Raw genomic sequence first — 24,333 nt, 5'->3', positions numbered from 1 at the left:
CGGACGCCACCGGTCACCCCCACCAGCAGCTCGAAAGGATTCGGACGTACGTCATGGCCGACGACAACCCCACTCCCCCCGCCGGCGAGGAGCCCGAGCTCAACTCGGCCGGTGCGCTGCGCATCGAGCCGGTCACGCTCGAAACGGAGATGCAGCGCTCCTACCTCGACTACGCGATGAGCGTCATCGTCTCGCGCGCGCTGCCGGACGTGCGGGACGGGCTCAAGCCCGTGCACCGCCGCGTGCTGTACGCGATGTACGACGGCGGGTACCGCCCCGAGCGCGGCTACTACAAGTGCGCCCGCGTCGTCGGCGACGTGATGGGGACGTACCACCCGCACGGCGACACCTCGATCTACGACGCGCTGGTGCGGCTGGCACAGCCCTGGACGATGCGCATGCCGCTGGTGGACTCCAACGGCAACTTCGGCTCGCCGGGCAACGACCCGGCCGCGGCCATGCGGTACACCGAGTGCCGCATGGCGCCGCTCGCCATGGAGATGCTGCGGGACATCGACGAGGAGACCGTCGACTTCCAGGACAACTACGACGGGCGGAACCAGGAGCCGACCGTCCTGCCCGCCCGCTTCCCCAACCTGCTGATCAACGGCTCGGCCGGCATCGCCGTCGGCATGGCCACCAACATCCCGCCGCACAACCTGCGGGAGGTCGCGGCCGGCGCCCAGTGGTGCCTGGAGCACCCCGAGGCCTCGCCCGACGAGCTGCTCGACGCGCTGGTCGAACGGATCAAGGGCCCGGACTTCCCGACCGGTGCGCTCATCGTCGGGCGCAGCGGTATCGAGGAGGCGTACCGCACCGGCCGCGGCTCGATCACGATGCGCGCCGTGGTGGAGGTCGAGGAGATCCAGGGCCGCCAGTGCCTGGTGGTCACCGAGCTGCCCTACCAGGTCAACCCGGACAACCTCGCGCTGAAGATCGCCGAGCTGGTCAAGGACGGGCGCGTCAGCGGTATCGCCGACGTCCGGGACGAGACGTCCTCGCGGACCGGGCAGCGCCTGGTCATCGTGCTGAAGCGGGACGCCGTCGCCAAGGTCGTGCTGAACAACCTGTACAAGCACACCGACCTCCAGACGAACTTCGGCGCCAACATGCTGGCGCTGGTCGACGGCGTGCCGCGCACCCTGTCGCTCGACGCGTTCATCCGCAACTGGGTGGCGCACCAGATCGATGTCATCGTGCGCCGCACCCGCTACCGGCTGCGGAAGGCGGAGGAGCGGGCGCACATCCTGCGCGGCCTGCTCGCCGCCCTCGACGCCATCGACGAGGTCATCGCCCTGATCCGGCGCAGCGCCACCGTCGACGTGGCGCGCGAGGGCCTGATCCGGCTGCTGTCGATCGACGAGATCCAGGCCAACGCGATCCTGGAGATGCAGCTGCGGCGGCTGGCCGCCCTGGAGCGGCAGAAGATCACCGCGGAGCACGACGACCTCCAGGCCAAGATCGACGAGTACAACGCGATCCTCGCCTCCCCGGAGCGCCAGCGCGGCATCATCTCCGAGGAGCTGGCGGCGATCGTCGACAAGTTCGCGAACGACCGGCGGACCGCGCTGATCCCGTTCGAGGGCGACATGTCCATCGAGGACCTGATCGCCGAGGAGGACATCGTCGTCACCATCACCCGGGGCGGCTACGTCAAGCGGACGAAGACGGACGACTACCGGGCGCAGAAGCGCGGCGGCAAGGGCGTGCGGGGCACGAAGCTGCGCGAGGACGACATCGTCGACCACTTCTTCGTCTCCACCACGCACCACTGGCTGCTGTTCTTCACCAACAAGGGACGGGTCTACCGGGCGAAGGCGTACGAGCTGCCCGACGCCGGGCGCGACGCCCGCGGGCAGCACGTGGCCAACCTGCTGGCCTTCCAGCCGGACGAGCAGATCGCCGAGATCCTGGCCATCAGGGATTACGAGGCCGTCCCGTACCTGGTGCTGGCCACGAAGTCGGGCCTGGTGAAGAAGACCCCGCTGAAGGACTACGACTCGCCGCGTTCCGGCGGCGTCATCGCGATCAACCTGCGCGAGATGGCGGACGGCCGCGACGACGAGCTGATCGGCGCGGAGCTGGTCTCGGGTGCCGACGAGCTGCTGCTGATCAGCAAGAAGGCGCAGTCCATCCGGTTCACGGCGACCGACGACGCGCTGCGGCCGATGGGCCGGGCCACCTCGGGCGTCAAGGGCATGAGCTTCCGCGAGGGCGACGAGCTGCTGTCGATGAACGTGGTCCGGGCCGGGACGTTCGTGTTTACCGCAACGGACGGCGGGTACGCCAAGCGGACGCCGGTCGACGAGTACCGCATCCAGGGGCGCGGCGGTCTCGGCATCAAGGCGGCGAAGATCGTGGAGGACCGCGGCTCCCTGGTCGGCGCGCTTGTGGTGGAGGCCACGGACGAGATCCTGGCCATCACGCTGGGCGGTGGAGTGATCCGCACGCGGGTCAACGAGGTCAGGGAGACGGGCCGTGACACCATGGGCGTCCAGTTGATCAACTTGGGGAAGCGGGATGCCGTCGTCGGCATCGCCCGCAACGCCGAGGCCGGCCGCGAGGCCGAGGAAGTCGAGGCCGAGTCGTCCGGAGAGGCGGCCCCGGCCCCGGGCGATGAGGAGTAAGGCGTGAGCGAATCCAGGGGCTCTGCCGCGGACGGCGCGGGGAACGACAAGCAGCCCCCGGAGCGTTCACCTTCGGGTCCGCCGGTCGCGGGCGCCACCGGTACCGACTCCGGCAGCTCCCGCTCCCGGAGAACATCCCCAGAAGACACGACTCGTGGGGGGACCACGATGACCAGTGCAAGACCCGTGGAGCCTTTTGCGCAGGGCTCCGGCGGTTCCGCGCAGGACCCGCAGCACTATCACCCCCCGCAGGCGTACCCGGCCCCGCCGGGTGCCGCGCCCACGGTGGGGCAGCAGTCCCAGTCCCAGCAGCAGCCCCAGGGGCCGCCACAGGGCGGCCAGCAGGCCACGCAGGCTCAGCAGGCGCAGCGGACGGGCCAGGCGATGCGCCGCCCCCGCACGGGGGCGCGCACCGTGCCGAGAACCCGCAAGGCGCGGCTGCGGGTGGCGAAGGCCGACCCGTGGTCGGTGATGAAGGTCAGCTTCCTGCTGTCCATCGCGCTGGGGATCTGCACGATCATCGCCGTCGCCGTCCTGTGGATGGTCATGGACGCGATGGGCGTCTTCGCCACGATCGGCGACACGGTGACCGAGGCCACCGAAACGGACACCGACAGCGGCTTCGACCTGGTGGCGTTCCTCTCGCTGCCGCGGGTCATGCTGTTCACGTCGGTGATCGCGCTGATCGACGTCGTCCTGGCCACGGCGCTGGCCACACTTGGCGCGTTCATGTACAACCTGTCGGCCGGTTTCGTCGGCGGGATCGAAGTGACGCTGGCGGAGGACGAATAGCGATTTGGGAGCCGGGGTGCACATGCGCTAGCCTTTCTGTGCACCACGCGGGGCTATAGCTCAGATGGTTAGAGCGCATCCCTGATAAGGATGAGGCCACAGGTTCAAGTCCTGTTAGCCCCACGGCACGGCTCGGTCCGGTCGGAGATATCCGGTCGGACCGAGCCCTTTGTGTCTTCAGGTCGTTGGGTATCATCGGGCGCCAGATGGTCCGATCACGTTCAAGAAGGACGAGGTAGCGCGGTGAAGAAGCTCCTCCTGGTCGCCCTGGCCGCAATCGGCGGCCTCCTCGTGTACCGCCAGATTCAGGCGGACAAGGCTGAGCAGGACCTGTGGACGGAGGCGACCGACTCCGTGCCCTCCGGCTCCACGGGTGCCTGACCCCGAAGACACGCACCACATCGAAGGACGGAAGTCCCGGACCCCCGGCCGCGTGCGACGGACGGGGGCCCGAGGGGCCTTCGTGTGCGTTCGCAAATCCTGGCCCGCCGGGGTGTTTCAGCCCTGGTGGCTCTCGTAGTGCTCCACGGCTTCCCGCGTCCGCGCGACGCCGTAGACGCGCAGGAATTCGGCCAGTTCCGGATGGCTGTCCGCGAGCAGCCGTGACGCGTTCTGGATCTCGGTCGCGTCGGACACGGAGCGCAGCAGTGCCTGGATCTCCCGTACCACCCGCTTGGTGGGGTTCGCGGGTACGCCCGTCGAACTGGTCCTCGCGGGCGTCGAGCCCGAGCTGAGCACGTTCCCCCCGGACGTGCGCCGGATCTCGTCCATGGCCGCGGTGGCTTCCGCCGCGCTGACGCGGCCGGCCCGGACCTCCCCCGCCAGATCCTGTAGTGAACGGACGCGCTGCACCACGGCCGGATTGCCGATCTTCGCCCGCTGACCACTCATCAGCTGGGACAGCATCGGCGCCGAAAGCCCGAGAACGACCGCGAGCCGCGCCTGGTTGAGGCCCAGGTCCGCGATGAGCCGGCGGAACAGCGAGCCCAGTGGCTCCCCGTACCACGTCGTCTGTTGTTCTCTGGCTTTTTCGGTGGACTCCTGTTGAGCTGCGTCCATCGTGTCTCCCCTGTTCTCCCCTGATCGCTTCACCTGAGCGAAGTTGCGCGTCATCCTACGGAGGGACCCGTACCCGGGGCGATACCCGGTCGGTATCCGGCAGGAAGATTGGGTAACCTTGGCTCTGGCCCGCTACCGGGCCCCGGGGCCTTAGCTCAGTTGGTAGAGCGCCGTCTTTGCATGGCGGATGTCAGGAGTTCGACTCTCCTAGGCTCCACCCCCGCCTCCCGCCTCCCGTTCGTACGGTGGCGGGAGCGCTCATATTCCGGCCTGTCGTCGCCCTGTTGTGGTCATTCTGTGCAATCGCTGGATTCCCGCCCGTGACCGCTGGTACTACGGATCCGTGGACATCGGGGACATGGTCGGAGGCCGCTATGTGCTGGAAGAGCGGTTCGACGAGGGCGGCCAGGGCGAGGTGTGGCGGGCCGCCGACGAACGGCTGCGGCGCACCGTCGTCCTGAAGCGGATTCTGCTCGAAGGGGAGCAGGGCCGGCGGTACGCCCAGCGCGAGGCGAAGATCCTCGCCGACATGCAGCATCCGAACGTCGTGGTGCTCTACGACGTGCACGAGGCCGAGGACGGCGGCACGGACCCCGGCAAGGGGACCGAGTGCTGGCTGGTCATGGAGTACGTCGAATCGCGGAGCCTCTCTTCGGTGCTGCGCGGACTTCCGGACCGCCGGCTGCCGGACACGGACGCGGACGGGGTGCCGGCGTGGCGGCGGGCCGCGGGCATCGGCGCGCAGATCGCGCGGGCGCTCCAGGCAGTGCACGCCAAGGGCGTGGTCCACCGCGACGTGAAGCCGGGGAACGTCCTGGTCACCGCGGACTGGCACGCGAAGCTGGGCGACTTCGGCACCTCGGGCGGCGGTGACGGCGAGGACACCTTCGGGGACACCGGCCGGTGTCCGTACACGGCGGCGTACGCCGCGCCCGAGGTACACCGGGGCGGGCGGGCGACCGCGGCCTCCGACGTGTTCTCGCTGGGCGCCGCGCTGTTCGCGGCGCTGGAGGGCCGTTCCGTGTACGGCCGGGACGGCGAGGACGGGGTGGACCCGGAGACCAGGGCCCGGGCGGGCGTGCCGCTCGGACCGCGGCGCGCCGGGCCGCTCACCGAAGTGCTGGCCGGCATGCTGAAGCCGCTGCCGGAGGACCGGCCGGACGCGGCCGAGGCGCGCCGGCTGCTGGAACGCGCGCTGGCGGGCCGGAGCGGCGCCGCGCGGCGGCGGAGGTCGCGGACGGCCACCCTCGCCGCGGCCACGGCCGCGCTCGCCGCCGTGGGCTGGCTGGGCGGCGACGTGCTGGTCGACGGGGACGCGAGCGGGGACGGCGGGGCGCGGGCGAACGGCGGCGGGGCGCCGCACATCGAGGACCAGCGGACCGCGGACCCGTGCGGCCTGCTGTCGCCCCGGGCGCTCGCGCGCTTCGGCGCGGTGCGGCTCGACCGGGACTACGGCAACTTCGACCGGTGCGACCTGCTGGTGGAGCCCGCGGCGGGCGGCGAGGTGGACGTGCTGGTGGATCTGAACACCGCGCCGTCACCGGAGATCGCGGAGCGGGTCGAGCAGGACGGCGAGGCCGGCGTCGTGCGCTTCCCGGCTGACGAGTCGGCGTGCGAACGCTTCCTGCTGCTGCCCGACGGCAACTGGGCCCTGGTGGCGGCCAAGCACTCCTACGAGACCGACCCCGACCTGTGCGGCATGGCCGACGCGGCCACGGACCACGCCCTCGCCGTGCTCAACTCCGGGGACCCGTTCCCGCGCCGCCCGGCGCCATTCCCCGACGCCTCCCTGGCGTTGCACGACGCGTGCGGGCTGCCCACCACGGAGGCGCTGGTCGCCGCGCTGCCCGGGGTCAGGGCGGCGGAGGCGGACGTCGGGTTCGGCGACTGGTCGTGCGGCTGGCACAGCAGCATGGACGACTCCTGGATCGACCTGCGCTTCGACCGGGACGGCCCGCTGACCGCCGAGGACGGCGAGCCTGTGCGGTTCGGCCGGTACTCCGGCGCTCTGGAGGCGGATGGCGACGGGCCGAAGACCTGCGTGGGGCACCTGGAGTACCGCACCTACTACGACTCGGACAACGCCCCGGCCGTGGAGAAGCTGCTCCTGGTCGTCTCCGGGCCGAGGGAGCCGGGCGTACTGTGCGAGACAGCGGGCGAGTTGATGGAATCGATGGCCGCGGAACTGCCCCCGGCCGCCTGAGGGGCCGGGCAGCGGCCCGTGGACGGGGTCCGCGACCGGTCGCGGGCCGCTGCGGAATCATGGCCGCGGGCCCGGCGGCGGGCGGGTCCGCCCGCCCATGGCACGGAGTGCAGAAAGGTCGGTGTCCCATGGCATCAGCAGCGTCGAACCGGGCCAAGGCCAGCCTGGCCCTCGGCGTGCCGCCCGCGCAGCGCGGCACGATCCACGTCCGCTCCCTGGGCGGCGACTTCCGCCTGCGGCCGGGCGAGGGCCGGGAGATCCTCTTCGGCCGGCACCGCGAGAGCGTGCACGTGTGCATCGGCGAGGACGACGGGCGGGTCAGCCGCAAGCAGGGCACCGTGGTGCACCGCGCCGACCGGTGGTGGGTGCGCAACACCGGGCGGCTGCCGATACGGCTCCCCGGCTCGCTGCTGCTCTTCACCGACGAGGACCCGGTGCCGCTCGGCGAGGGCTACACGCCGCTGTTCGTCCGCGGCTCCAGCAGCCGCGAGCACCTGCTGGAGCTGTTCGTGTCGGGCGCGGACAGCAGTTTGCCCAAGCCGAGGCCCGACGACCCGACGCGCCCGCCGAAGACGTGGCCGCTCTCGCCGGAGGAGCATCTCGCGCTGACGGTGCTGGGGCAGCGGTACCTGCTGCACGAGGCGTGCCCGCAGCCGCTGACGTGGAAGCAGGCCGCGGCGCAGCTCCAGGCGCTCCAGCCGGCCGCGGGGTGGACCGTTCCCGTGCTGGCGCACCTGGTCGCCCGGGTCCGCGAACGGCTGTCCCACGGCGGCGTGTTCGGTCTGGTCGAGGCGGAGGTTCCGCAGCCGGTCGGCAATGCGCTGAACGACAATCTGATCCGGGAGCTGATGATGTCGACGACGCTGGTGCCGCCGCATCTCGCGGCGCTCGACGGGGCGTTCGCCGACTGACGGGCGGGCTCAGCCGCCGGCGGGCGAGAACGCGAGGACCGCGACGCTCTCCTCCACCGAAACCACCTCGGACAGCAGGCCGTTGACGGTGCCGACGCCGCTGGCCGTGACGTGGCCGGGGCCGGTGGTGACCATCACCGCTCCGTCACCGCTCCGTCGGCGATCCAGGAGACGCTGACGGAGTCGGCGCCGAACCGGCCGTCCACCGGGATGCCGGTGGGCGCGGACACCGTGACCTCGCACGTGCCGTCGAGGCAGGCGCCGATGTCCGAACCGTTCGCCGCCTCCCCCGGCGCCGACGGCTCCGGCGTCGACGGCTCCCCCGGCGCCGACGGTGCCGACGGCGCCGGCTCGGACTCCGGTGGCGCCTCGCGTCCCACCGGCTCCTCGTCCGAGGCGCAGCCCAGGGTCACCGCGGCAGCTGTGGTCAGTGCGAGAGCGGTCGTGACGGTGAACGCGCGCAGGCGGGCCGCGGGCCGGATGTGAGAATCCATGGAATCCTCCTCCTTCGGGCGGCAGCCCGCCCTTTGTAGCATCCCGCCCGGTGAGGGGGCGCCCCTACGCCGGGCCATCCTCGGCCACGATCGTCAGCTGCGGAACGGCACGCACGCCGCCGCTGCGGATCAGCGCGGGGTCGCGGCCCTCGATCGCGCAGTACATCACCTCGTAGGCGCCGCGGGCGCCGGCCAGGATGCGGCCCGGGTCCACCTCGTGGCGCTTCACCTGCGGCATCCACGGCAGCGGCGCGAGGTCGAGGACGAACGGCGCCTCCTCGCCCGGCGCGCTCATCCACCGCTGGAGCGCACGGCGTTCGTGCCGGTAACGGCCGATGGCCGCGGCATAACCGGCGCCGAGACCGGGCCGAATGCGGTTGAGATGCCGGATCGCGTACCGCTGCGAGAGCAGCAGCTTGTCGTTCGGCGGGCTGATCGGCCGCGTGCTCAGCGAGAGGACGTGCGTGCAGCCGTCGTCCAGCGCGAGGCGGTAGGGGTGCTGGGTCAGGACCCCGCCGTCGACCGCGCGCCTGCCGCGGAACTCGGCGGTGCCGCGCACCGCGACCGGCAGCCAGGCGCTGGCGACCAGCGCGGACCGCAGGTCAGCGCGCGAGGTGAAGTCGCTGACGGCCTCGGTGCGCATCTCGTCGACGAGCGTCACCGCCACGTTCAGCGTCGTGGGTGAAGCGATGACCCCGTCGTAGTCGAGCGGCTTGACGCGGTCGACGACCTCGAAGGCGTAGTCGAGGTCCAGGATCTGGCCGCGCAGGGCCCGCCGCACGTCGACGAACTTCCGCGTGGCCAGATCGTCGTAGTAGATGGACAGCGGGTACCAGGTGTGGCCGTTGAGGAAGTAGGCGCTGTTGATCGCGCCGGAGGACGCCGAGTAGACGGCGTCGAAGGCGTGGGTGAGGTCCAGGTCCTCCAGCGCGGTGAGCATCGCCGCCGACACCACGCCCCTGATGCCGCCGCCTTCGACAGCGAGCCCGACCTTCAGGTCGTCCGCCGGGGCGTGCGGCGAATGTCCCTTGTCGCGCCTGCGGCGCAGGACATCGAGCACCGGATGGTCGTCCGACCACGGAGCGCTGTTCATGAACACCCCCAGACGGGTCGAGGCGGGCGGGCCGCCGGCCGCGGGCTGCCGAACCGGGCGGCCGTGGGTCAGTCGTCCTGGAACTCCAGCAGCTCCTGCGGCAGGTCGCGCTGGGCATTGACGTGCTCGGTGCGCTCCAGCTCGCCCCACACGATGTAGCGGTGCTCGGAAGTGTAGACGGGCGTGCAGGTGGTGAGCGTGATGTACTGGCCGGCCTCGGTCTTCCCCGACTCCTCGGGGATCGGGTCGAGGACCGCGGTGTTGTACCGCGACGTCTCCGGGAGGATGGCGTAGGCCCGGTAGATGTACCAGGTGTTCTTCGTCTCGAAGACGATCGGGTCGCCTTCCTCGATGCGCTGGATGTTGTGGAACTTCGCGCCGTGACCGTCGCGGTGGGCGGCGACCGAGAAGTTGCCCTCCTCGTCCCACGGCATCGCCGACTGCACCGGCTCGTCGTAGTACCCGGCGACGCCCCCGTTGAGGATGTCGAGGTCGATGCCTTCCTTCACGAGGATGTCGGCACCCGTCATCGTCGGAACGTGCAGGAAGCCGAGGCCGTCCTCGGGCTCGAACGTGGCGGGCGACGTGCGGTCGTCGCCGTCGTCGTCCTCGGCGGCGGCCCAGTTCTCGCGGACGGCGTTGCCGTCACGTTCGGCCTCCTGGTTGGCGAGGACGTTCGTCCACCAGAGGGAGTAGACGACGAAGAGGGCGAGGACGGCGCCCGCCGTGATCAGCAGCTCGCCGAACACGCTGACGGCGAGAGCGAGCCGCCGCCGCCCCACACCGACCCGGCCGGCGGCGCGCCCCTCGGGCTCCTCGGTGTCGGTGGTGTCGGTGGTGTCGGTGGGTTCGGCAGATTCGGTGGTGTCCGCGGATTCCGTGGTGTCCGTGGTGTCCGCGGATTCCGTGCCGTTCTCGGCTTTCGCGGTCTCCTCGGCGGCGGGCTCGGGCTTCTCCGTCTCCGCGCTGTCCGCGGCTCCCTCGGCGGGGTCCGGGGTCCCCTCCTCCTCCGGCGTCGCCGGCGTGCTCCGCTCAGTTGACGAGGGCATCCGGCTTCCCTTCGCTTCGCGGACGTTCTTCCACCATCTGACCCCAGACAATCAGACGGTATGTGGAGGTGAACTCCGGGGTGCAGGTGGTGAGGGTGATGTAGCGGCCCGGCTCGGTGAAGCCGCCCTGGTCGGGGACCGGGTCGAGCACGGCCGTGTTGGAGGGCGAGGTCGAGTCCAGCCGGCTGGCCATCTCGTAGGTGTAGAACGTGTCCTCGGTCTCCACGACGATCGGATCGCCCGGCTCCAGGCGGTTGATGTAGCGGAACGGCTCGGCGTGGGTGTTGCGGTGGCCGGCGATACCGAAGTTGCCCTCCTCGTCCCAGGGCATCGCGGTCGGCAGCCGGTCCTCCTCCGAGTAGTGCCCGACCATGCCCTTGTCGAGGACGTTTTCCGGATTGACCGTTTCGGCGATCGGGACGCGCACGTCGAGGGACGGTATGTAGAGGATCGCGAAGCCCTCGCCCGCGGAGAACGTGCCCGGGTCGCGGTTCTCCTCGCCTCCCGCGCCGCCGGAGCCGTTCCCGTCCCACTGCTCCGTGAGCCGGTCGGCCTCGTCGTTGGCGTGCGCCCTGGCCTGCACGTTGGTCCACCAGAGCTGGTAGACGACGAAGAGGAGCAGCAGCACGCCGGTGGTGATGAACAGCTCGCCGATGACATTGCTGATGGCGGTGCCGGTCTGCTTCGCCGCCTTCGCGGCGGTCTTGGCCGCCTTGCGGCGCGCCGCGCGGCCCCCGCCGGCCGCCTCGGCGGCAGCGGGCGGACCGCCCGCCGCCGCCGCTTTGCGGCGTGCGGCGCGGCCTTCCGCGGGAGCCGGCTCGGTGGCGTTGGCCGCGCGGCGGCGTGCGGCGCGGCCTTCGGTGGGGGCGGGTTCGGCTGCGGCCGCCGCTTTGCGGCGTGCGGCGCGGCCCTCGGCGGGAGCCGGCTCGGTGGCGTTGGCCGCGCGGCGGCGTGCGGCCCGGCCCGGGCCAGGACTCGGGGCCGGTTCGGTCGTGCGCAGTGCCGTGGTGTCGGCCTCGCCCTGGGCGTGCCGGCCGCCGGTGTTGAGGTCCGCGGGGCGGCGCAGGCCGACCGTTTCCGGGTCGTACTCGTCGTGGGCCGCGTGGTGCTCGGGCGCGTACGCCTGCTGCTCCTCGGGGTAACGGCCGCCCGGCAGCGGGTCGTTCAGCGGATCGTCCAGCGCGCCGACCGCGGTGGCGTAGGGGTCGGGGTCGCCGTGGGCGTCCGGCAGGCCCGTGGCGTAGGGGTCGGCGTAGACGTCCGGGTAGACCTCCGGGTAGGCGTACGCGTCACTGCCGCCGCCCCACCCCGCACCCCCGTCCGGGTGCCCTGCGGTCACGCCGCCGGCCCCTGCTGGCCCATGCGCCCCACGACGGGGGCGAGGCCGTGCGAGCGGGCGACCGCCTCGGTGTCGCCGCAGCGCGCCAGCCAGTTGGCCAGCATCCGGTGCCCGCCCCTGGTGAGAACCGACTCCGGGTGGAACTGCACGCCCTCGACCGGGAAGCTGCGGTGCCGCAGGCCCATCAGCACGCCGCCCGTGCGGGCGGTGACTTCCAGTTCCGCGGGCAGCGTCTCCTCCCGGGCGGCCAGGGAGTGGTAGCGGGTGACCGTCAGGGGCGAGGGCAGCCCGGCGAAGACGCCGCCGCCCTCGTGGTGCACCTCGGATGTCTTGCCGTGCAGCAGCTCGGGGGCGCGGCCCACGACGCCGCCGTAGGCCACCGCCATCGCCTGCATGCCGAGGCAGACGCCGAAGACGGGGGTGCCGGTTGCGGCGCAGTGCCGCACCATGTCGACGCTGACACCGGCCCGTTCGGGCGTGCCGGGGCCGGGGGACAGCAGGACGCCGTCGAAGCCGCCTTCGGCGACGTGATCGGTGCCGACCGTGTCGTTGCGCCGGACTTCGCAGGTGGCACCGAGCTGGTACAGGTACTGAACGAGGTTGTAGACGAAGCTGTCGTAGTTGTCGACGACCAGGATGCGCGTTGCACTCACGTGCCGGTCTCCTCCCCTCCGTCGTCCACCGTCACGTCGTTGAACGGGAGCAGGGGCTCGGCCCAGGGGAAGATGTACTGGAAGAGGAGGTACACCACGCCAAGCACGAGCACCAGCGAGATCAGTGCCCGCACCAGCACGTTGCCCGGCAGGTGCCGCCAGATCCACCCGTACATGGTCTCTGCTCTCTACCCTTCGTCCGACGCGTCAGCTGACGCCGCGTGCCCCAAGCGTACGACGCGCCCGCGACGCGCTGGAGGGGGAAGAGGGATTCGCGGTCATTCCACGGGCCTTGCGTGCTGGAGCGCGACGCTGCCACCGTAGCCGGGCAGGGTCACCGCGGAGTGATCCTCGACCTCCCAGCCGAGGCCGTAGGCGGTCACGTACTGCTGGTAATTGCCGATCTCGGGCGAGGCGTCGAGCGCGGCGCGCAGCCGGTCGCGGTCGCCGACCGCGGTGATGGTGTAGGGCGGGGAGTAGAGGCGGCCCTGGAGGATCAGCGTGTTGCCGACGCAGCGGACCGCGCTGGTGGAGATGAGACGCTGGTCCATGACCCGGATTCCCGTGGCGCCGCCCGTCCACAGGGCGTTGACGACGGCCTGGAGGTCCTGCTGGTGGATGACGAGGTCGTTCGGCGAGGGCTCGGGGACGTCGGGTACCAGGGGTTCCGCGTCGGGCGGTGCGTCGGTGAGCGTGACGGTCAGCCCCGGGCCGGTGAGGTCGTCGAGGCCGGCGGCCGCGGTGAGGTCGTCGAGGCGCTGCTGACGGCCGGGATCGGGCGGCCCGTCACGCTCGGCGAGGGCGTCGACCTCGGCGCGCAGCTCCGCGGCGGAGGACTCCAGGGACTCGTTCTGCCGGGCCCGCTCGCGGATGAGATCGGACATTTGAAGCAAGGAGTCATCAGTGCGGATGTTGTTGCCGCCGGAGACGTTGAAGCTGAGCCAGAATATGAGGCCGGCGAGTCCGAAGACGGCGACGGAACCCAGGCGTGCCGGGCGGAAGCGATTGATGCTCACCGTACCCCTGGTCTCCTTAATCGGCCGATGAAGCACTACGCTAACGGACGATCCCTTAGTTACGCGCTGTCCGGCGCGATCAGGCAGCGCATCGACAGGAGAGCCTCTCGTGCCGAAGTCACGCGTCCGCAAGAAGAAGGGCGACGCCTTCACCCCTCCCGAGAAGGGGCAGGCGACGAAGATCGACATGAGGTCGGGCCGCCGGTGGGTGGCGCCGCTGATGCTGGCGATGTTCGTGATCGGCCTCGCCTGGATCGTGGTGTACTACGTCACTCAGGCCGATCTCCCCATCAAGTCCCTCGAGGACTGGAACATTGTGATCGGTTTCGGGTTCATCGCCGTGGGTTTCGTGGTCTCCACACAGTGGAAGTGAAGGGCGCGGCGCCGTCACGAAGGTTATCCACAGCTCGCCCGAACATCACAAGATCTGTGGATAACTGAGCGAGAACGGGAACGCCCGTCCGATCCTCCCGCTGTCCCGCACCCCTGTTCGCCTGCGGAAACGCGGTCGAACGCGGAGGCGGCCGACCGTCATCCACAGCCCGCTCCTGTGCGGGCACCTGCTGTGGATAACTTCGGGTTCCGAACGGTCGGAGCAGCGCCGGAAGCCAGGAGCGCCGCGGTCAGCCGAGCAGCTGCGCGGTCCTGACCACACAGGCCACGACGATGACCAGCAGAACCACGACGCACGTCCCGGTCTGCACCAGCGTCCTGCGCTCGCGGGGCGCGTTCACCAGGCCGAAGGCAACCGCCGCACCCGCGACGAGGCCGCCGATGTGCGCCTGCCAGGCAATGTTCGACCAGGTGAACGTGATCACCAGGTTGACCGCGAGCAGGATGGCGATGGGGCGGAAGTCGTAACGCAGCCGCCGCACCAGCACGGCCGTCGCACCGAAGAGGCCGAAGACCGCGCCCGAGGCGCCGAGTGACAGCTGATTCTGCTCGGCCAGCAGGTAGGACAGGGTGCTCCCGGCCAGCGCCGAGATCAGGTACAGCGCGAGATAGCGGGCGCGGCCCAGCGCCGCTTCCAGCGGCGGCCCGAGGAACCACAGCCCCAGCATGTTGAACCCGAGGTGCCAGATCTGCTCGTGCAGGAACGCCGAGGTGAGCATCCGGTACCACTCGCCGTCGGCGACGCCGATCCACGTGAACGTCTCGCCGTCTATCGCGTAACCCAGCATGCCGAGATCGGTGACCATCCGGTCTCCGCCGGCCAGGACGGCGAAGAACACCGCCAGGTTGATCCCGAGCAGGATCTTGGTGACCAGCCGCGGATCGGCCGCCACACTGCCGCCGGCGATCGTGCGCGGGCGGGCGGCGCGTACGGCGGCCGAGCCGCCCTGGACACACTCGGGGCACTGGTAGCCCACGGGAGCCGAGATCATGCAGGAGGGGCAGATGGGCCGCTCGCAGCGGGCGCAGCGGATGCCGGTCTCGCGGTCCGGATGCCGGTAGCAGTGCGCCAGTCCGGCGCCGGGCTGCGGCTGTCCGTACGGCTCCGCCATGACTCCCCTCCTGCGCGTCCCCAGCAAGCCTTCCGGCCCTCTGCATCCTACGGACAGAGGGCCGGAAAGGTTCCCGCGCGGTCAGCCCTGGCGGGTGTCGATGACGACCGACTCGATGACGACGTCCTCGACCGGGCGGTCGGTGCGGCCGTCCGTCGCGGTGCTCGCGATGGCGTCCACGACCTGCTGGCCGGCCTGGTTCGCGACCTCGCCGAAGATGGTGTGCTTACCGGTCAGCCAGGTGGTCGGCGCGACGGTGATGAAGAACTGCGACCCGTTGGTGCCAGGACCCGCGTTGGCCATCGCCAGCAGGTAGGGGCGGGTGAAGGCGAGGTCGGGGTGGATCTCGTCCTCGAACTTGTAGCCGGGACCGCCGGTCCCGTTGCCGAGCGGGTCCCCGCCCTGGACCATGAAGCCGCTGATCACCCGGTGGAAGACCGTGCCGTCGTACAGCTTCTCGGCGGACCGCTGGCCGGTGGCGGGGTGGGTCCATTCGCGGGAGCCCTCGGCGAGCTCGACAAAGTTCTTGACCGTCTTCGGGGCGTGGTTCGGAAAGAGCCGGACCTCGATGTCGCCTCGGTTGGTCTTCAGGGTGGCATAGAGCTGCTCGGCCACGATGTACCTTCCGTCTACGTCAGTGACGGTCCCCGATCCTGCCATGCGCCGACGACACGCCGTGCCCCCGGATGGCCGTTTCGCGTGCCTCACCCCGTCCTACCCGGCATGATTTGCGCACAAGTGGACAAGACGAATGGGCAGCGAGAAATGGCCATCAAGAGTGCAATCAAGGAGTAATCAGTGAGCCACAACGGGAAGTCGGGGGTGCGGCACGCCACGGACATGGTGACTCCGTACGCCGCGACGGCCAAGGACAACGCTGTGCACTACGCGCACCAGGCGGGCACCTATCTCAAACCGCGTGCCCATAAAGCCGCGTCGGAAGCCAGGCTGCGCTACGCGACCCAGGTCGTGCCGCGGGTGGCGCGGGCCAGGGCCGCCGCGGGACCGGCGCGGGACGAGGCGTCGGCGCGGTCGGCCGCGGCGCTCGCCGCGCTGCGCGGCGACATCACGCCGCGGGAGATCGCCTGCGCCGTCCGGCGGCGCGAGCGCCGCCGGCGCACCGGGCGCATGGCCAGGCGGATCGGGCTGCTGACGCTGGTGGCCGGCGGCGCGTTCGCCGCCTGGCGGTGGTGGAGCGGCCAGACCAATCCGGACTGGCTGTTGGAGCCTTCGCCCGCCACCGAGGTGACGCCGTCATCGCCCGGCACGGCCGAGGAGACGGAGGCGGAGGAAAGCACCGCGGGGTGAACCCCGCGGGCTTCGAGGCCGCGGGGTCCACCCCGGTGGTCGTGGTGCGGGGCGCGGTGTGGTGTCAGTCACCGCCGCCGAAGATGTCGCCGAACGCACCCTCGTCGCCGCCGGGGCCCCCGTTGCCCCCGCCGCCGTTTCCGTTGCCGCCGTCCTGGCCCCCGTCCTGACCGCCGAGGCCGCCCGGCTCCTCGGTGGTGACGGTGACGGTGCTGTTCGGCTGGACCTGGGTGCCGCCGCCGGGGTCGGTGGCGGTCACGACGGCGGTGATGGTGTCGGGGCCGTTGATGGAGACCGTCAGGCCCAGGTCCTGGAGCCGCTGCCGCACGTTGACCAGCGGCTGTCCGTTGAGGTCGCCGGGGATGGTGACCTGCGGCGGGGTCTGCGAGTGCACCGCGACGTGGAGCGTGACGACCGTCCCGGTCTCGGCCGTGGTGCCGGCGCCCGGCTCCTGGCGGATCACCTCGCCGACCTGGCGCGAGTCGTCCACCTGGTTCTGCGTGACGACGGTGAACTCGGCGGCCTCCAGCTCGGCCGTGGCCTGGTCGACGTGGTCGCCGACCACGTCGGGAATCGCGACGCCGTCCGGCTCCGCGGCCACCGTCAGCGTGATCACCGACTCCGGCTCGGCCTCCTCGCCGCCCTCGGGGCTCTGCTCCAGGACCGTGCCCGCCTCTTCGTCCGAGGTCTGCTCCTCCTCGCGCTCGACCTCGAAGCCCAGCTCTTCCAGCTCGGCCTCCGCGTCCTCGAAGGAGTCGCCGACGACGTCCGGCACCTCGACGGGCTCGGGGCCCTCCGACATGATGATGGTGATGGTGCTCTCGCGCTCGACCTCCTCACCGGCCGCCGGATCGGTGCGGCAGACGGTGTCGGCCTCCTCGGCGCACGGCTCGCTGCCGCCCTCCTCGGGCACGAAGGCGTCGTTCTCCAGCTGAGCCCGCGCCTCTTCGAGCGTCGAGCCCGTCACGTCGGGCACCGCCTTGTTGCCCGCGGGCGGATCGCTCGCGAACAGGGCGCGGCCGATGAAGACGGCGCCGATCAGCACGAGGATGCCGGCCAGCACCAGCAGGATGGTCGAGGTGTGCCGATTGCGCTGGCGCCGGTCGCCCCGGCCGCCGTAGTCGTCGTAGTCCGGGTCGGCGGCCGGCGGCATCATCGTGGTCGCCGGGTCGGCGGCCCGCAGAGCCGTCGTGGGCCGGTCGTCGTAGCCGTACGGCACCGCCCCGAGCCCCGCGGCGGCGCCGACCGGGCGCCCGTCGAGCGCGGCCTCGATATCGGCCCGCATCTCGTCGGCGCTCTGGTAGCGGTAGTCCGGGTCCTTCATCAGGGCCTTGAGCACGATGGCGTCGGTGTCCGGGGTGATCTCCGGGTCGTAGACGCTCGGCGGCTGCGGCTCCTCGCGCACGTGCTGGTAGGCGACGGCGACCGGGGAGTCGCCGATGAACGGCGGCCGGACCGTCAGCAGCTCGTACAGCAGACAGCCGGTGGAGTAGAGGTCGGAACGCGCGTCGACCGTCTCGCCCTTGGCCTGCTCGGGCGAAAGGTACTGGGCGGTGCCGATGACGGCCGAGGTCTGCGTCATGGTCATGCCGGAGTCGCCCATGGCACGGGCGATGCCGAAGTCCATCACCTTGACCTGGCCGGTGCGGGTCAGCATGACGTTCGCCGGCTTGATGTCCCGGTGGACGATGCCGTTGCGGTGCGAGTACTCCAGTGCCTGGAGGATGCCGATGCACATTTCGAGGGCGCGCTCGGGCAGCAGCTTGCGGCCGGAGTGCAGCAGCTCGCGCAGCGTGGAGCCGTCGACGTACTCCATGACGATGTACGGGATGGAGATGCCGTCGACGTAGTCCTCGCCGGTGTCGTACACGGCGACGATCGCGGGGTGGTTCAGCGAGGCGGCGGACTGTGCCTCGCGGCGGAATCGGGCCTGGAACGTGGGGTCGCGGGCCAGGTCGGCACGGAGCGTCTTGACGGCCACGGTACGGCCGAGGCGCGTGTCGTGGGCGAGATAGACCTCGGCCATTCCCCCGCGGCCGAGCACCTGGCCGAGTTCGTACCGCCCGCCGAGGCGACGCGGCTCTTCCATGTTTCCAGCCCTCTCCGTTCGGTCCCGGGCCGTGCCCCCTGGCCGACCCGCGGGGCTAAGGGTCCAAGCCCTGGATTACGGTACCCGCCGGGCGTCCCCCGCCGGGCGGCGGTCGTGGGCCGATACGCAACCGGTATCGCCCGGTACCGCGACCCGCAGGGAACGTGCGGTCGTGTGTATGACGTGTGACGGGGCCCGGGTGGTTGCCGGACTGCCGTTCACCCGGCGTCCTCGTCGGCCAGGACGGCCTCCATCACGTCGAGGGCGATGGGCGCGGCAAGGCCGCCGCCGGACACGTCCTCACGGTCGACGTTGGCGTCCTCGACGACCACCGCGACGGCGACCGGGGAACCCTCGTCGGTCATGGCGTAGGAGATGAACCAGGCGTAGGGGATCTCTTCGTTGTTCTCGCCGCGCTGGGCGGTGCCGGTCTTGCCGCCGACACGGACGTCGCCGAGCGCGCTGGTGTCGATGGCGTCGCTCTCCTCGACCATGGTCTCCATGGCGGACTGGATCATCTGCGCGTTCTCCGCGGAGAGCGGCTCGCTCATCTCCTCGGGGTCGTGCTGCTCGATCACATTGAGGTTGGGCGCGACGAGCTGGTCCACCATGTAGGGCTGCATCAGCGTGCCGTCGTTGGCGATCGCGCCGGCGACCATGGCCATCTGGAGCGGCGTGGCCCGGTTGGACGCCTGGCCGATGCCGGCCTGCGCGTTCTGCGGGCGGTTGTCCTCGGGATAGGAGCTGGCCTCGGTCCTGATCGGGACGAAGTGCTCCTGGTTGAACCCGAACTCCTCGGCGGTCTCCCGCATCTGCTCGTTGCCGACCTCGTCGCTGAGCTTCGCGAAGACGGTGTTGCAGGAGTACTGGATGGCCGTGCGGACGTCGGCGTCCTCGCAGGGCGAGGTGTCACTCAGGTTGGGCAGCTCGACGTTGTTGGTCTCGGGCAGGTAGTACGGGTCCGGGGTGTCCGTCTCGGTGTCGACGTCCTCCACCGCGCCGTGCTCAAGAGCCGCGGCGGCCGTGACGACCTTGAACGTGGAGCCCGGCGGGTAGGTCTCGCGCAGCGCCCGGTTGAGCATGGGCTTGTCCTCGTCGGACTCCAGCGCCTGCCACGCCTCCTGGTCGTCCCCGTCGTTGCCCGAGAAGGATGACGGGTCGTAGGAGGGGGTGGAGGCCAGGGCCAGCACCTCGCCGGTCATCGGGTTGATCGCGGCGACCGCGCCCTTCGCGTCGCCCAGGCCCTCGAACGCGGCGCGCTGTGCGTCGGCGTTCAGCGTGGTGACCACGTTCCCGCCGCGCTGGTCCTCGCCGGTGAACATGTCGATCGTGTTGTTGAAGAACAGCCGGTCGTCGTCGCCGGTGAGGATCGAGTCGTGGACGCCCTCCAGCATGCTCGTGGCGTACGCCTGCGAGGAGTAGCCGGTGACCGGCGCCCACATCTCACCGTCGGTGAACGTGCGCTGGTACCGGTAGTCCGGGTCGTCGGCCTCCTCGGAGCCCGTGATCGGCTCGCCGTCCACGATGATGTCGCCGCGCGGGTGGGCGTACCGCTCGATGTTGACCCGCCGGTTGTTCGCGTCGTTCTGCAACTCGTCGGCCTGCACGAACTGCACCCAGTTGACGCGCAGCAGCAGGGCGAGGATGAGCAGGCCGCAGAAGACGGAGACCCGCCGCATCGGTTTGTTCATGCTCGGACCACCTGAGTCTGTTCTGCGTCGGGGCTGGGGGCGGGGGCCGGGGCCGGCCTGCGGGCAGTGTCACTGATCCGCAGTAGGAGGGCGATAAGCGCCCAGTTGGCGATCACGGACGAGCCGCCCTGCGCCAGGAACGGCATGGTCATGCCGGTCAGCGGGATGAGGCCGGTGACCCCGCCCGCGACCACGAAGATCTGGATGGCGAAGATGCCGGAGAGCCCGACGGCGAGCAGCTTGCCGAACGGGTCGCGCGCGGCGAGCGCCGTGCGCATGCCGCGCTCGATGAGCAGGGCGTACAGCAGGATGACGGCCATCATGCCGGCCAGGCCCAGCTCCTCGCCGACGGTGGCGAGGATGTAGTCGCTCTTGGCGCCGATGCCGCCGATGAGCCGCGAGTAGCCCTGGCCGAGGCCGGAGCCGAACAGGCCGCCGGAGCCGAAGGAGTACATGACGTTCGCGGTCTCGGTGATGCCGCCGTTGGCGTGTACCTCCAGCGGGTTCAGCCAGTTGTGGACGCGGTCGCCGACGTGGGCGTTGGTGCTGGCGACCAGCACGGCGCCGGTCGCGGACAGCAGGAGGCCGAAAATGATCCAGCTCGTGCGCTCGGTGGCCACGTAGAGCATGACCACGAAGATGCCGAAGAACAGCAGCGAGGTGCCGAGATCCGTCTCGAAGATCAGGATCATCAGGCTGATCGCCCAGATGACGAGGATCGGGCCCATGTCGCGCCCACGGGGCAGGTAGATGCCCATGACGCGGCGGCTGGCCAGGGCCAGCGCGTCGCGCTTGACCATCAGGTAGCCCGCGAAGAACACCGCAATGATGATCTTGGCGAACTCGGCGGGCTGGAGGGAGCCGACGCCGGGGACCTGGACCCAGATGCGGGCGCCGTTGATCTCCTCGCCGATGAAGATGGGCGAGGCCAGCAGGATCAGCGCGACGACCATCGAGATGTAGGTGTAGCGCTGGAGGATGCGGTGGTCCTTCAGGAAGACCAGCACGCCGAGGAACAGGGCGAGACCGACCGTGGACCAGATCAGCTGGTCCGCGGCCATCGGACCGCCGAGCGCGTCGGTGGTGATCTGCGGCTCCTGGTCGAGCCGCCAGATGAGGACCAGGCCGAGACCGTTCAGCAGGGTGGCGATCGGCAGCATGAGCGGGTCGGCGTAGGGCGCCCAGCGGCGCACGACGAGGTGCGCGACGCCGGCCATCAGGCCGAGGCCGAGGCCGTACCCGAGCATGCCCGCGGGCAGTGACTCGTCCTTCGCCAGGCCGACGTTGGCGTAGGCGAACACGGGGATGAGCACGGCGAACACGAGCATCGCCAGCTCGGTGTTCCGGCGGCTCGGAAGCCCGCCGGTGGAGACGGTGGTGTTGCTGCTGCTCATGCCTTGGTCTCTGCTGGAAGTCCGGTGGTCTCTAGATCGACACGGCCTAGCGCGTGCACTGTCCGGCCAGCTCCCGCTGGCGGTCGGTCAGCTGGGTGGACTCCGGGTTGGCGCCGTCCCCCTCGGTGCCGCCCTTGCCGTCCTTTCCGTCGCCGGGCTCCTGCCCGTTCTGCCCTTCCTCTCCGTTCTGCCCCTCCTGCTCGGCGGCCAGCAGACGGCATGCCTCGGCCTGCTCGGCCAGCTCGCCGACCCGCTCCTCGGCCTCGGCGAGACTGCCGGCCGAGATCGAGTCCTCCACCTGACTGCGCTGGTACTCGGGCAGGAACTCCAGCTGGATGTCCGGGTGGTCGCGCTCGACGCTGTGCAGGCTCAGGGGGCCCAGATTCTGGCTGACGCCCTGGTAGAGGGCCACGTGGTCGCCGTTGGCCGCGACGTAGTACTGCGTCTGCGTCCAGCGGTACCCCGCGTAGAGACCGCCGCCCACGATGGCCAGGGCCAGCACGATCAGCGCGGTCCGCTTCAGCGCGCGGTGGCGCGGCGTCCGCGCCGGCACGTACTCGTCGTCGGCGAACGAGCCGAAGACGCCGGTGGGCGGGCCCGCGACGCCGGGGGCCTGGCCGCCGCCGCCCGGGGCCGGCGGGCGGCCGAGCTCGGCGGCGCGCGAGGCGGGCGTCTGCTTGTCGCCGAAGCGTTGGTTCTGCGACTCGGCGACCGCGCCGACGACCTGAGGGGCGTCGTACAGCTGGCGGGCGAGCGTGTCGCCCTCCTGGGTATCGACATCGAGGACGTCGGCGACGATGCAGGTGATGTTGTCCGGGCCGCCGCCGCGCAGCGCCAGCTCGATCAGCTCCCGGACCGTCTCCTCCGGCGGGGCGAACGCGCTCAGGGTGTCGTAGAGGGTCTCGTGGCTCACGACGCCGGACAGGCCGTCGGAGCACAGCAGGTAGCGGTCGCCGACCCGCACCTCACGGATCGACAGGTCCGCGTCGATGTGGTCGGCGCTGCCGAGGGCCCGCATCAGCAGCGAGCGCTGCGGGTGCGTGGTGGCCTCCTCCTCGGTGATCCGCCCCTCGTCGACCAGCCGCTGCACCCAGGTGTGGTCCTGCGTGATCTGCGTCAGCTCGCCCTCGCGCAGCAGGTAGGCGCGGGAGTCCCCGACGTGCACGAGGCCCAGGCGCTGGCCGGTCCACAGCAGGGCGGTGAGGGTGGTGCCCATGCCGTCGAGGCGCGGGTCGTCGGTGACCATGGTGCGCAGCTGCTCGTTGGCCCGCTGCACGGAGTGGTCGAGCGAGGTGAGCACGTCCGAGCCGGGGATGTCGTCGTCGAGCTGGACGATCGTGGAGATCACCTCCGAGCTGGCGACCTCCCCCGCCGCTTGGCCGCCCATGCCGTCGGCGATGGCGAGCAGACGCGGGCCCGCGTAGCCGGAGTCCTCGTTGTGGTCGCGGATCATGCCGGTGTGGGACCCCGCCGCGAATCTCAGTGACAGGCTCATGCGCGCCTCTCCCACCCTCCGGTCGTCATAGTGGTCGGACCTACTTCCGCAGCTCGATGACCGTCTTGCCAATGCGGATCGGCGTACCCGGCGGAATCGGGACCGGGGTGGTCAGCCGTCCGCGGTCCAGGTAGGTGCCGTTGGTCGACCCGAGGTCCTCGACGATCCACTGGCCGTCCCGGTCGGGGTAGATCCTCGCGTGACGGCCGGAGGCGTAGTCGTCGTCCAGCACGATGGTCGAGTCGTGCGCCCGGCCGAGCGTAATGGTCTGGCCCTGGAGGGCGACAGTGGTTCCGGCGAGGGAACCTTCGGTGATCACGAGTTTGGTGGGGGCGCCGCGGCGCTGCCTGCCGCGCGGCTGCGCCTGCGGCTGCTGGCGGCGCGGCTGCTGCGGGGCCGGCTCGGGGCGGCGGGCGACGGCACGCTGGGTGACCCGGGTGCCGAACAGGTCGCTGCGGATCACCTGGACGGCCACGATCACGAAAAGCCACAGGACGGCCAGAAAGCCCAGCCTCATGACCGTCAGGGTCAGCTCTGACATTGCCCCCCGCTTACCCTTCGGCTTGCCGGTAGATGACTGTGGTGCTGCCCACGACGATCCGTGAGCCGTCGCGGAGCGTAGCGCGTTTGGTGTGCTGTCCGTCCACCACGATGCCGTTCGTCGATCCGAGGTCCCTGACGCTGGCGGGCTCCGTGGCCTGGATCTCGCAGTGCCGCCGGGACACCCCGGGGTCGTCGATGCGCACGTCGGCCTCGGTGCTGCGGCCGATGACGAGGCTGTGGCGCGCCATCTGGTGGCGGGTGCCGTTGATTTCGATCCAGCGGCGCATGCGGCCCTGGGCCTGCTGCCCGTAGGGCGCGGCCGGGGGGCGGGGCGGCATGGCGGGCGCGGCGGGCGGGGCGCTCGGCGGCCTCGTGGGGTAGCCGGCGGCGGGGGCCTGCGGCGGTGCACCGTAGGGCGGCGGGGCGCTGTGCGGCGCGGACGGCTGCTGAACGGAGGTGGAGGAGGCGAGCGTGCGGCTGCGCACCCGGTACAGGCCGGTGTCGAGCGTGTCCGCCTTCTCCAGGTGGACCTTGATCTCGCCCATGAACGTGTAGCGCTGCTGCTTGGCGTACTCCTTGACCATGCCGGCCAGCTCGTCGCCGAGCTGGCCGGCGTACGGCGCCAGCCGCTCGTAGTCGCCGGCGCTCAGCTCGACGATGAAGTCATTGGGGACGACGGTCCGTTCGCGGTTCCAGATGGTCGCGTTGTTGTCGCATTCGCGCTGAAGTGCGCCGGCGATCTCCACCGGCTGCACCTCGGACTTGAAGACCTTGGCGAAGGTGCCGTTGACGAGGCCCTCCAGCCGCTGCTCAAAGCGCTTCAGTACTCCCATGTGCACCTCCTTCTCCGAGGTCCCGGCGCGCGGCTGAAGTGGTACGGCTTACTGATCGTATCCACGCGCGAGACGATCAGGTGGTTCCCGTCCGGGCACCGGTCCTCCGCTCCCCGGATCGTAAGGGGGAGCAAGGAACAGTGTCGCGCATGTGCGGAGGGAATGCGGAGGGGATGCGAGGAGCGGGCCGGGCGGGCGCGGAAGGCGGGTGAAGGCACCGTCCGGCGCGTGTTAGCCTT

At 70.8% G+C, this 24,333-nt stretch carries 24 protein-coding genes and 2 tRNA genes; 9 read left to right on the top strand and 17 right to left on the bottom strand.

Annotation, left to right across the window (positions count from 1 at the left end; genetic code table 11):
* The first annotated feature begins 53 nt into the window (after positions 1-53).
* The 4 genes from gyrA (at position 54) to STBA_RS17500 (ending at position 3,800) form a co-directional block, all read left to right on the top strand.
* Entirely contained in the window at positions 54-2,627 is a 2,574-nt protein-coding gene (gene gyrA, locus STBA_RS17515) for a DNA gyrase subunit A (protein ID WP_077060145.1), read from the top strand.
* Positions 2,628-2,795: 168 nt separating this feature from the next.
* Positions 2,796-3,419, top strand: coding sequence for a DUF3566 domain-containing protein (locus STBA_RS17510; RefSeq protein WP_077060144.1), 624 nt, complete (start codon positions 2,796-2,798; stop codon positions 3,417-3,419).
* Positions 3,420-3,468: 49 nt separating this feature from the next.
* A tRNA-Ile gene (locus STBA_RS17505) sits at positions 3,469-3,542 on the top strand.
* Between the two features lie 120 nt (positions 3,543-3,662).
* Positions 3,663-3,800 carry a DLW-39 family protein gene (locus STBA_RS17500; RefSeq protein ID WP_216355937.1) on the top strand — a complete coding sequence of 46 codons (138 nt, stop codon included), beginning with the start codon at positions 3,663-3,665 and terminating at the stop codon, positions 3,798-3,800.
* 117 nt (positions 3,801-3,917) lie between these two features.
* Here STBA_RS17500 and STBA_RS17495 read toward each other — a convergent pair whose 3' ends face one another.
* Positions 3,918-4,478, bottom strand: a complete 561-nt coding sequence (locus STBA_RS17495) for a DNA-binding protein (RefSeq protein ID WP_077060143.1) — start codon at positions 4,476-4,478, stop codon at positions 3,918-3,920.
* Between the two features lie 144 nt (positions 4,479-4,622).
* Between STBA_RS17495 and STBA_RS17490 the strand changes: the two genes are divergently transcribed.
* The 3 genes from STBA_RS17490 (at position 4,623) to STBA_RS17480 (ending at position 7,592) form a co-directional block, all read left to right on the top strand.
* Positions 4,623-4,695, top strand: a tRNA-Ala gene (locus STBA_RS17490).
* 126 nt (positions 4,696-4,821) lie between these two features.
* The gene (locus tag STBA_RS17485) at positions 4,822-6,681 is read left to right on the top strand and encodes a serine/threonine-protein kinase (protein WP_143659505.1); all 1,860 of its coding nucleotides are present in this window, start codon (positions 4,822-4,824) and stop codon (positions 6,679-6,681) included.
* A 128-nt stretch (positions 6,682-6,809) separates the two neighbouring features.
* A complete protein-coding gene (locus STBA_RS17480) occupies positions 6,810-7,592 on the top strand; it encodes a hypothetical protein (RefSeq protein ID WP_077060141.1) in 783 nt (260 codons plus the stop codon).
* A gap of 9 nt (positions 7,593-7,601) precedes the next feature.
* Here STBA_RS17480 and STBA_RS39290 read toward each other — a convergent pair whose 3' ends face one another.
* The 8 genes from STBA_RS39290 to STBA_RS17445 all read right to left on the bottom strand — a co-directional run bounded on the left by STBA_RS39290 (position 7,602) and on the right by STBA_RS17445 (position 13,236).
* Positions 7,602-7,727 (bottom strand): hypothetical protein, encoded by a 126-nt coding sequence (locus tag STBA_RS39290; protein WP_290443879.1) that lies wholly within the window; start codon positions 7,725-7,727, stop codon positions 7,602-7,604.
* Positions 7,727-8,086 (bottom strand): hypothetical protein, encoded by a 360-nt coding sequence (locus STBA_RS17475; protein ID WP_077060140.1) that lies wholly within the window; start codon positions 8,084-8,086, stop codon positions 7,727-7,729. Before STBA_RS17475 ends, STBA_RS39290 begins: the two co-directional genes overlap by 1 nt.
* A 64-nt stretch (positions 8,087-8,150) precedes the next feature.
* A complete protein-coding gene (locus STBA_RS17470; protein ID WP_079252420.1) occupies positions 8,151-9,179 on the bottom strand; it encodes a patatin-like phospholipase family protein in 1,029 nt (342 codons plus the stop codon).
* Between the two features lie 68 nt (positions 9,180-9,247).
* Positions 9,248-10,228 (bottom strand): class E sortase, encoded by a 981-nt coding sequence (locus STBA_RS17465; protein ID WP_079251989.1) that lies wholly within the window; start codon positions 10,226-10,228, stop codon positions 9,248-9,250.
* Positions 10,212-11,567, bottom strand: coding sequence for a class E sortase (locus STBA_RS17460; protein WP_253194799.1), 1,356 nt, complete (start codon positions 11,565-11,567; stop codon positions 10,212-10,214). Before STBA_RS17460 ends, STBA_RS17465 begins: the two co-directional genes overlap by 17 nt.
* Complete coding sequence (locus STBA_RS17455; protein WP_077060139.1) at positions 11,564-12,220, bottom strand: aminodeoxychorismate/anthranilate synthase component II; 657 nt, start codon at positions 12,218-12,220, stop codon at positions 11,564-11,566. The genes STBA_RS17460 and STBA_RS17455 overlap by 4 nt, the downstream gene beginning before the upstream one ends.
* Positions 12,217-12,396, bottom strand: a complete 180-nt coding sequence (locus tag STBA_RS17450) for a hypothetical protein (RefSeq protein WP_077060138.1) — start codon at positions 12,394-12,396, stop codon at positions 12,217-12,219. The genes STBA_RS17455 and STBA_RS17450 overlap by 4 nt, the downstream gene beginning before the upstream one ends.
* A 102-nt stretch (positions 12,397-12,498) precedes the next feature.
* The gene (locus tag STBA_RS17445) at positions 12,499-13,236 is read right to left on the bottom strand and encodes a DUF881 domain-containing protein (protein WP_253194797.1); all 738 of its coding nucleotides are present in this window, start codon (positions 13,234-13,236) and stop codon (positions 12,499-12,501) included.
* Positions 13,237-13,345: 109 nt separating this feature from the next.
* Between STBA_RS17445 and crgA the strand changes: the two genes are divergently transcribed.
* A complete protein-coding gene (gene crgA / locus STBA_RS17440) occupies positions 13,346-13,609 on the top strand; it encodes a cell division protein CrgA (RefSeq protein ID WP_077060137.1) in 264 nt (87 codons plus the stop codon).
* A 250-nt stretch (positions 13,610-13,859) separates the two neighbouring features.
* Here the strand turns inward: crgA and STBA_RS17435 are convergent, their stop codons facing one another.
* Together STBA_RS17435 and STBA_RS17430 are read right to left on the bottom strand one after the other, a co-directional pair.
* The gene (locus tag STBA_RS17435; protein ID WP_077060136.1) at positions 13,860-14,741 is read right to left on the bottom strand and encodes a rhomboid family intramembrane serine protease; all 882 of its coding nucleotides are present in this window, start codon (positions 14,739-14,741) and stop codon (positions 13,860-13,862) included.
* Between the two features lie 81 nt (positions 14,742-14,822).
* The gene (locus tag STBA_RS17430) at positions 14,823-15,356 is read right to left on the bottom strand and encodes a peptidylprolyl isomerase (protein ID WP_077060135.1); all 534 of its coding nucleotides are present in this window, start codon (positions 15,354-15,356) and stop codon (positions 14,823-14,825) included.
* A gap of 183 nt (positions 15,357-15,539) precedes the next feature.
* Between STBA_RS17430 and STBA_RS17425 the strand changes: the two genes are divergently transcribed.
* Entirely contained in the window at positions 15,540-16,049 is a 510-nt protein-coding gene (locus tag STBA_RS17425; RefSeq protein WP_077060134.1) for a DUF5324 family protein, read from the top strand.
* Between the two features lie 64 nt (positions 16,050-16,113).
* Here the strand turns inward: STBA_RS17425 and pknB are convergent, their stop codons facing one another.
* The 6 genes from pknB to STBA_RS17390 all read right to left on the bottom strand — a co-directional run bounded on the left by pknB (position 16,114) and on the right by STBA_RS17390 (position 24,094).
* Entirely contained in the window at positions 16,114-18,138 is a 2,025-nt protein-coding gene (gene pknB, locus STBA_RS17420) for a Stk1 family PASTA domain-containing Ser/Thr kinase (RefSeq protein ID WP_077060133.1), read from the bottom strand.
* 218 nt (positions 18,139-18,356) lie between these two features.
* Positions 18,357-19,829: a penicillin-binding transpeptidase domain-containing protein gene (locus STBA_RS17410; protein ID WP_077060131.1), complete on the bottom strand. Its 1,473-nt coding sequence runs from the start codon at positions 19,827-19,829 to the stop codon at positions 18,357-18,359.
* Entirely contained in the window at positions 19,826-21,223 is a 1,398-nt protein-coding gene (locus STBA_RS17405; protein WP_077060130.1) for an FtsW/RodA/SpoVE family cell cycle protein, read from the bottom strand. Before STBA_RS17405 ends, STBA_RS17410 begins: the two co-directional genes overlap by 4 nt.
* 46 nt (positions 21,224-21,269) lie before the next feature.
* Positions 21,270-22,718 (bottom strand): PP2C family serine/threonine-protein phosphatase, encoded by a 1,449-nt coding sequence (locus tag STBA_RS17400; RefSeq protein ID WP_077060129.1) that lies wholly within the window; start codon positions 22,716-22,718, stop codon positions 21,270-21,272.
* A gap of 40 nt (positions 22,719-22,758) precedes the next feature.
* Complete coding sequence (locus tag STBA_RS17395) at positions 22,759-23,259, bottom strand: FHA domain-containing protein (RefSeq protein ID WP_077060128.1); 501 nt, start codon at positions 23,257-23,259, stop codon at positions 22,759-22,761.
* Positions 23,260-23,269: 10 nt separating this feature from the next.
* Positions 23,270-24,094, bottom strand: coding sequence for a DUF3662 and FHA domain-containing protein (locus STBA_RS17390; protein WP_077060127.1), 825 nt, complete (start codon positions 24,092-24,094; stop codon positions 23,270-23,272).
* Positions 24,095-24,333: the final 239 nt, after the last annotated feature.

This window comes from Streptomyces sp. MP131-18 (assembly GCF_001984575.1).
GTDB classification, from domain to species: Bacteria; Actinomycetota; Actinomycetes; order Streptomycetales; family Streptomycetaceae; genus Streptomyces; species Streptomyces johnsoniae.
Note: the sequence above shows the minus strand (reverse complement) of the source record. Positions and strands in the feature narration are given on the sequence as shown.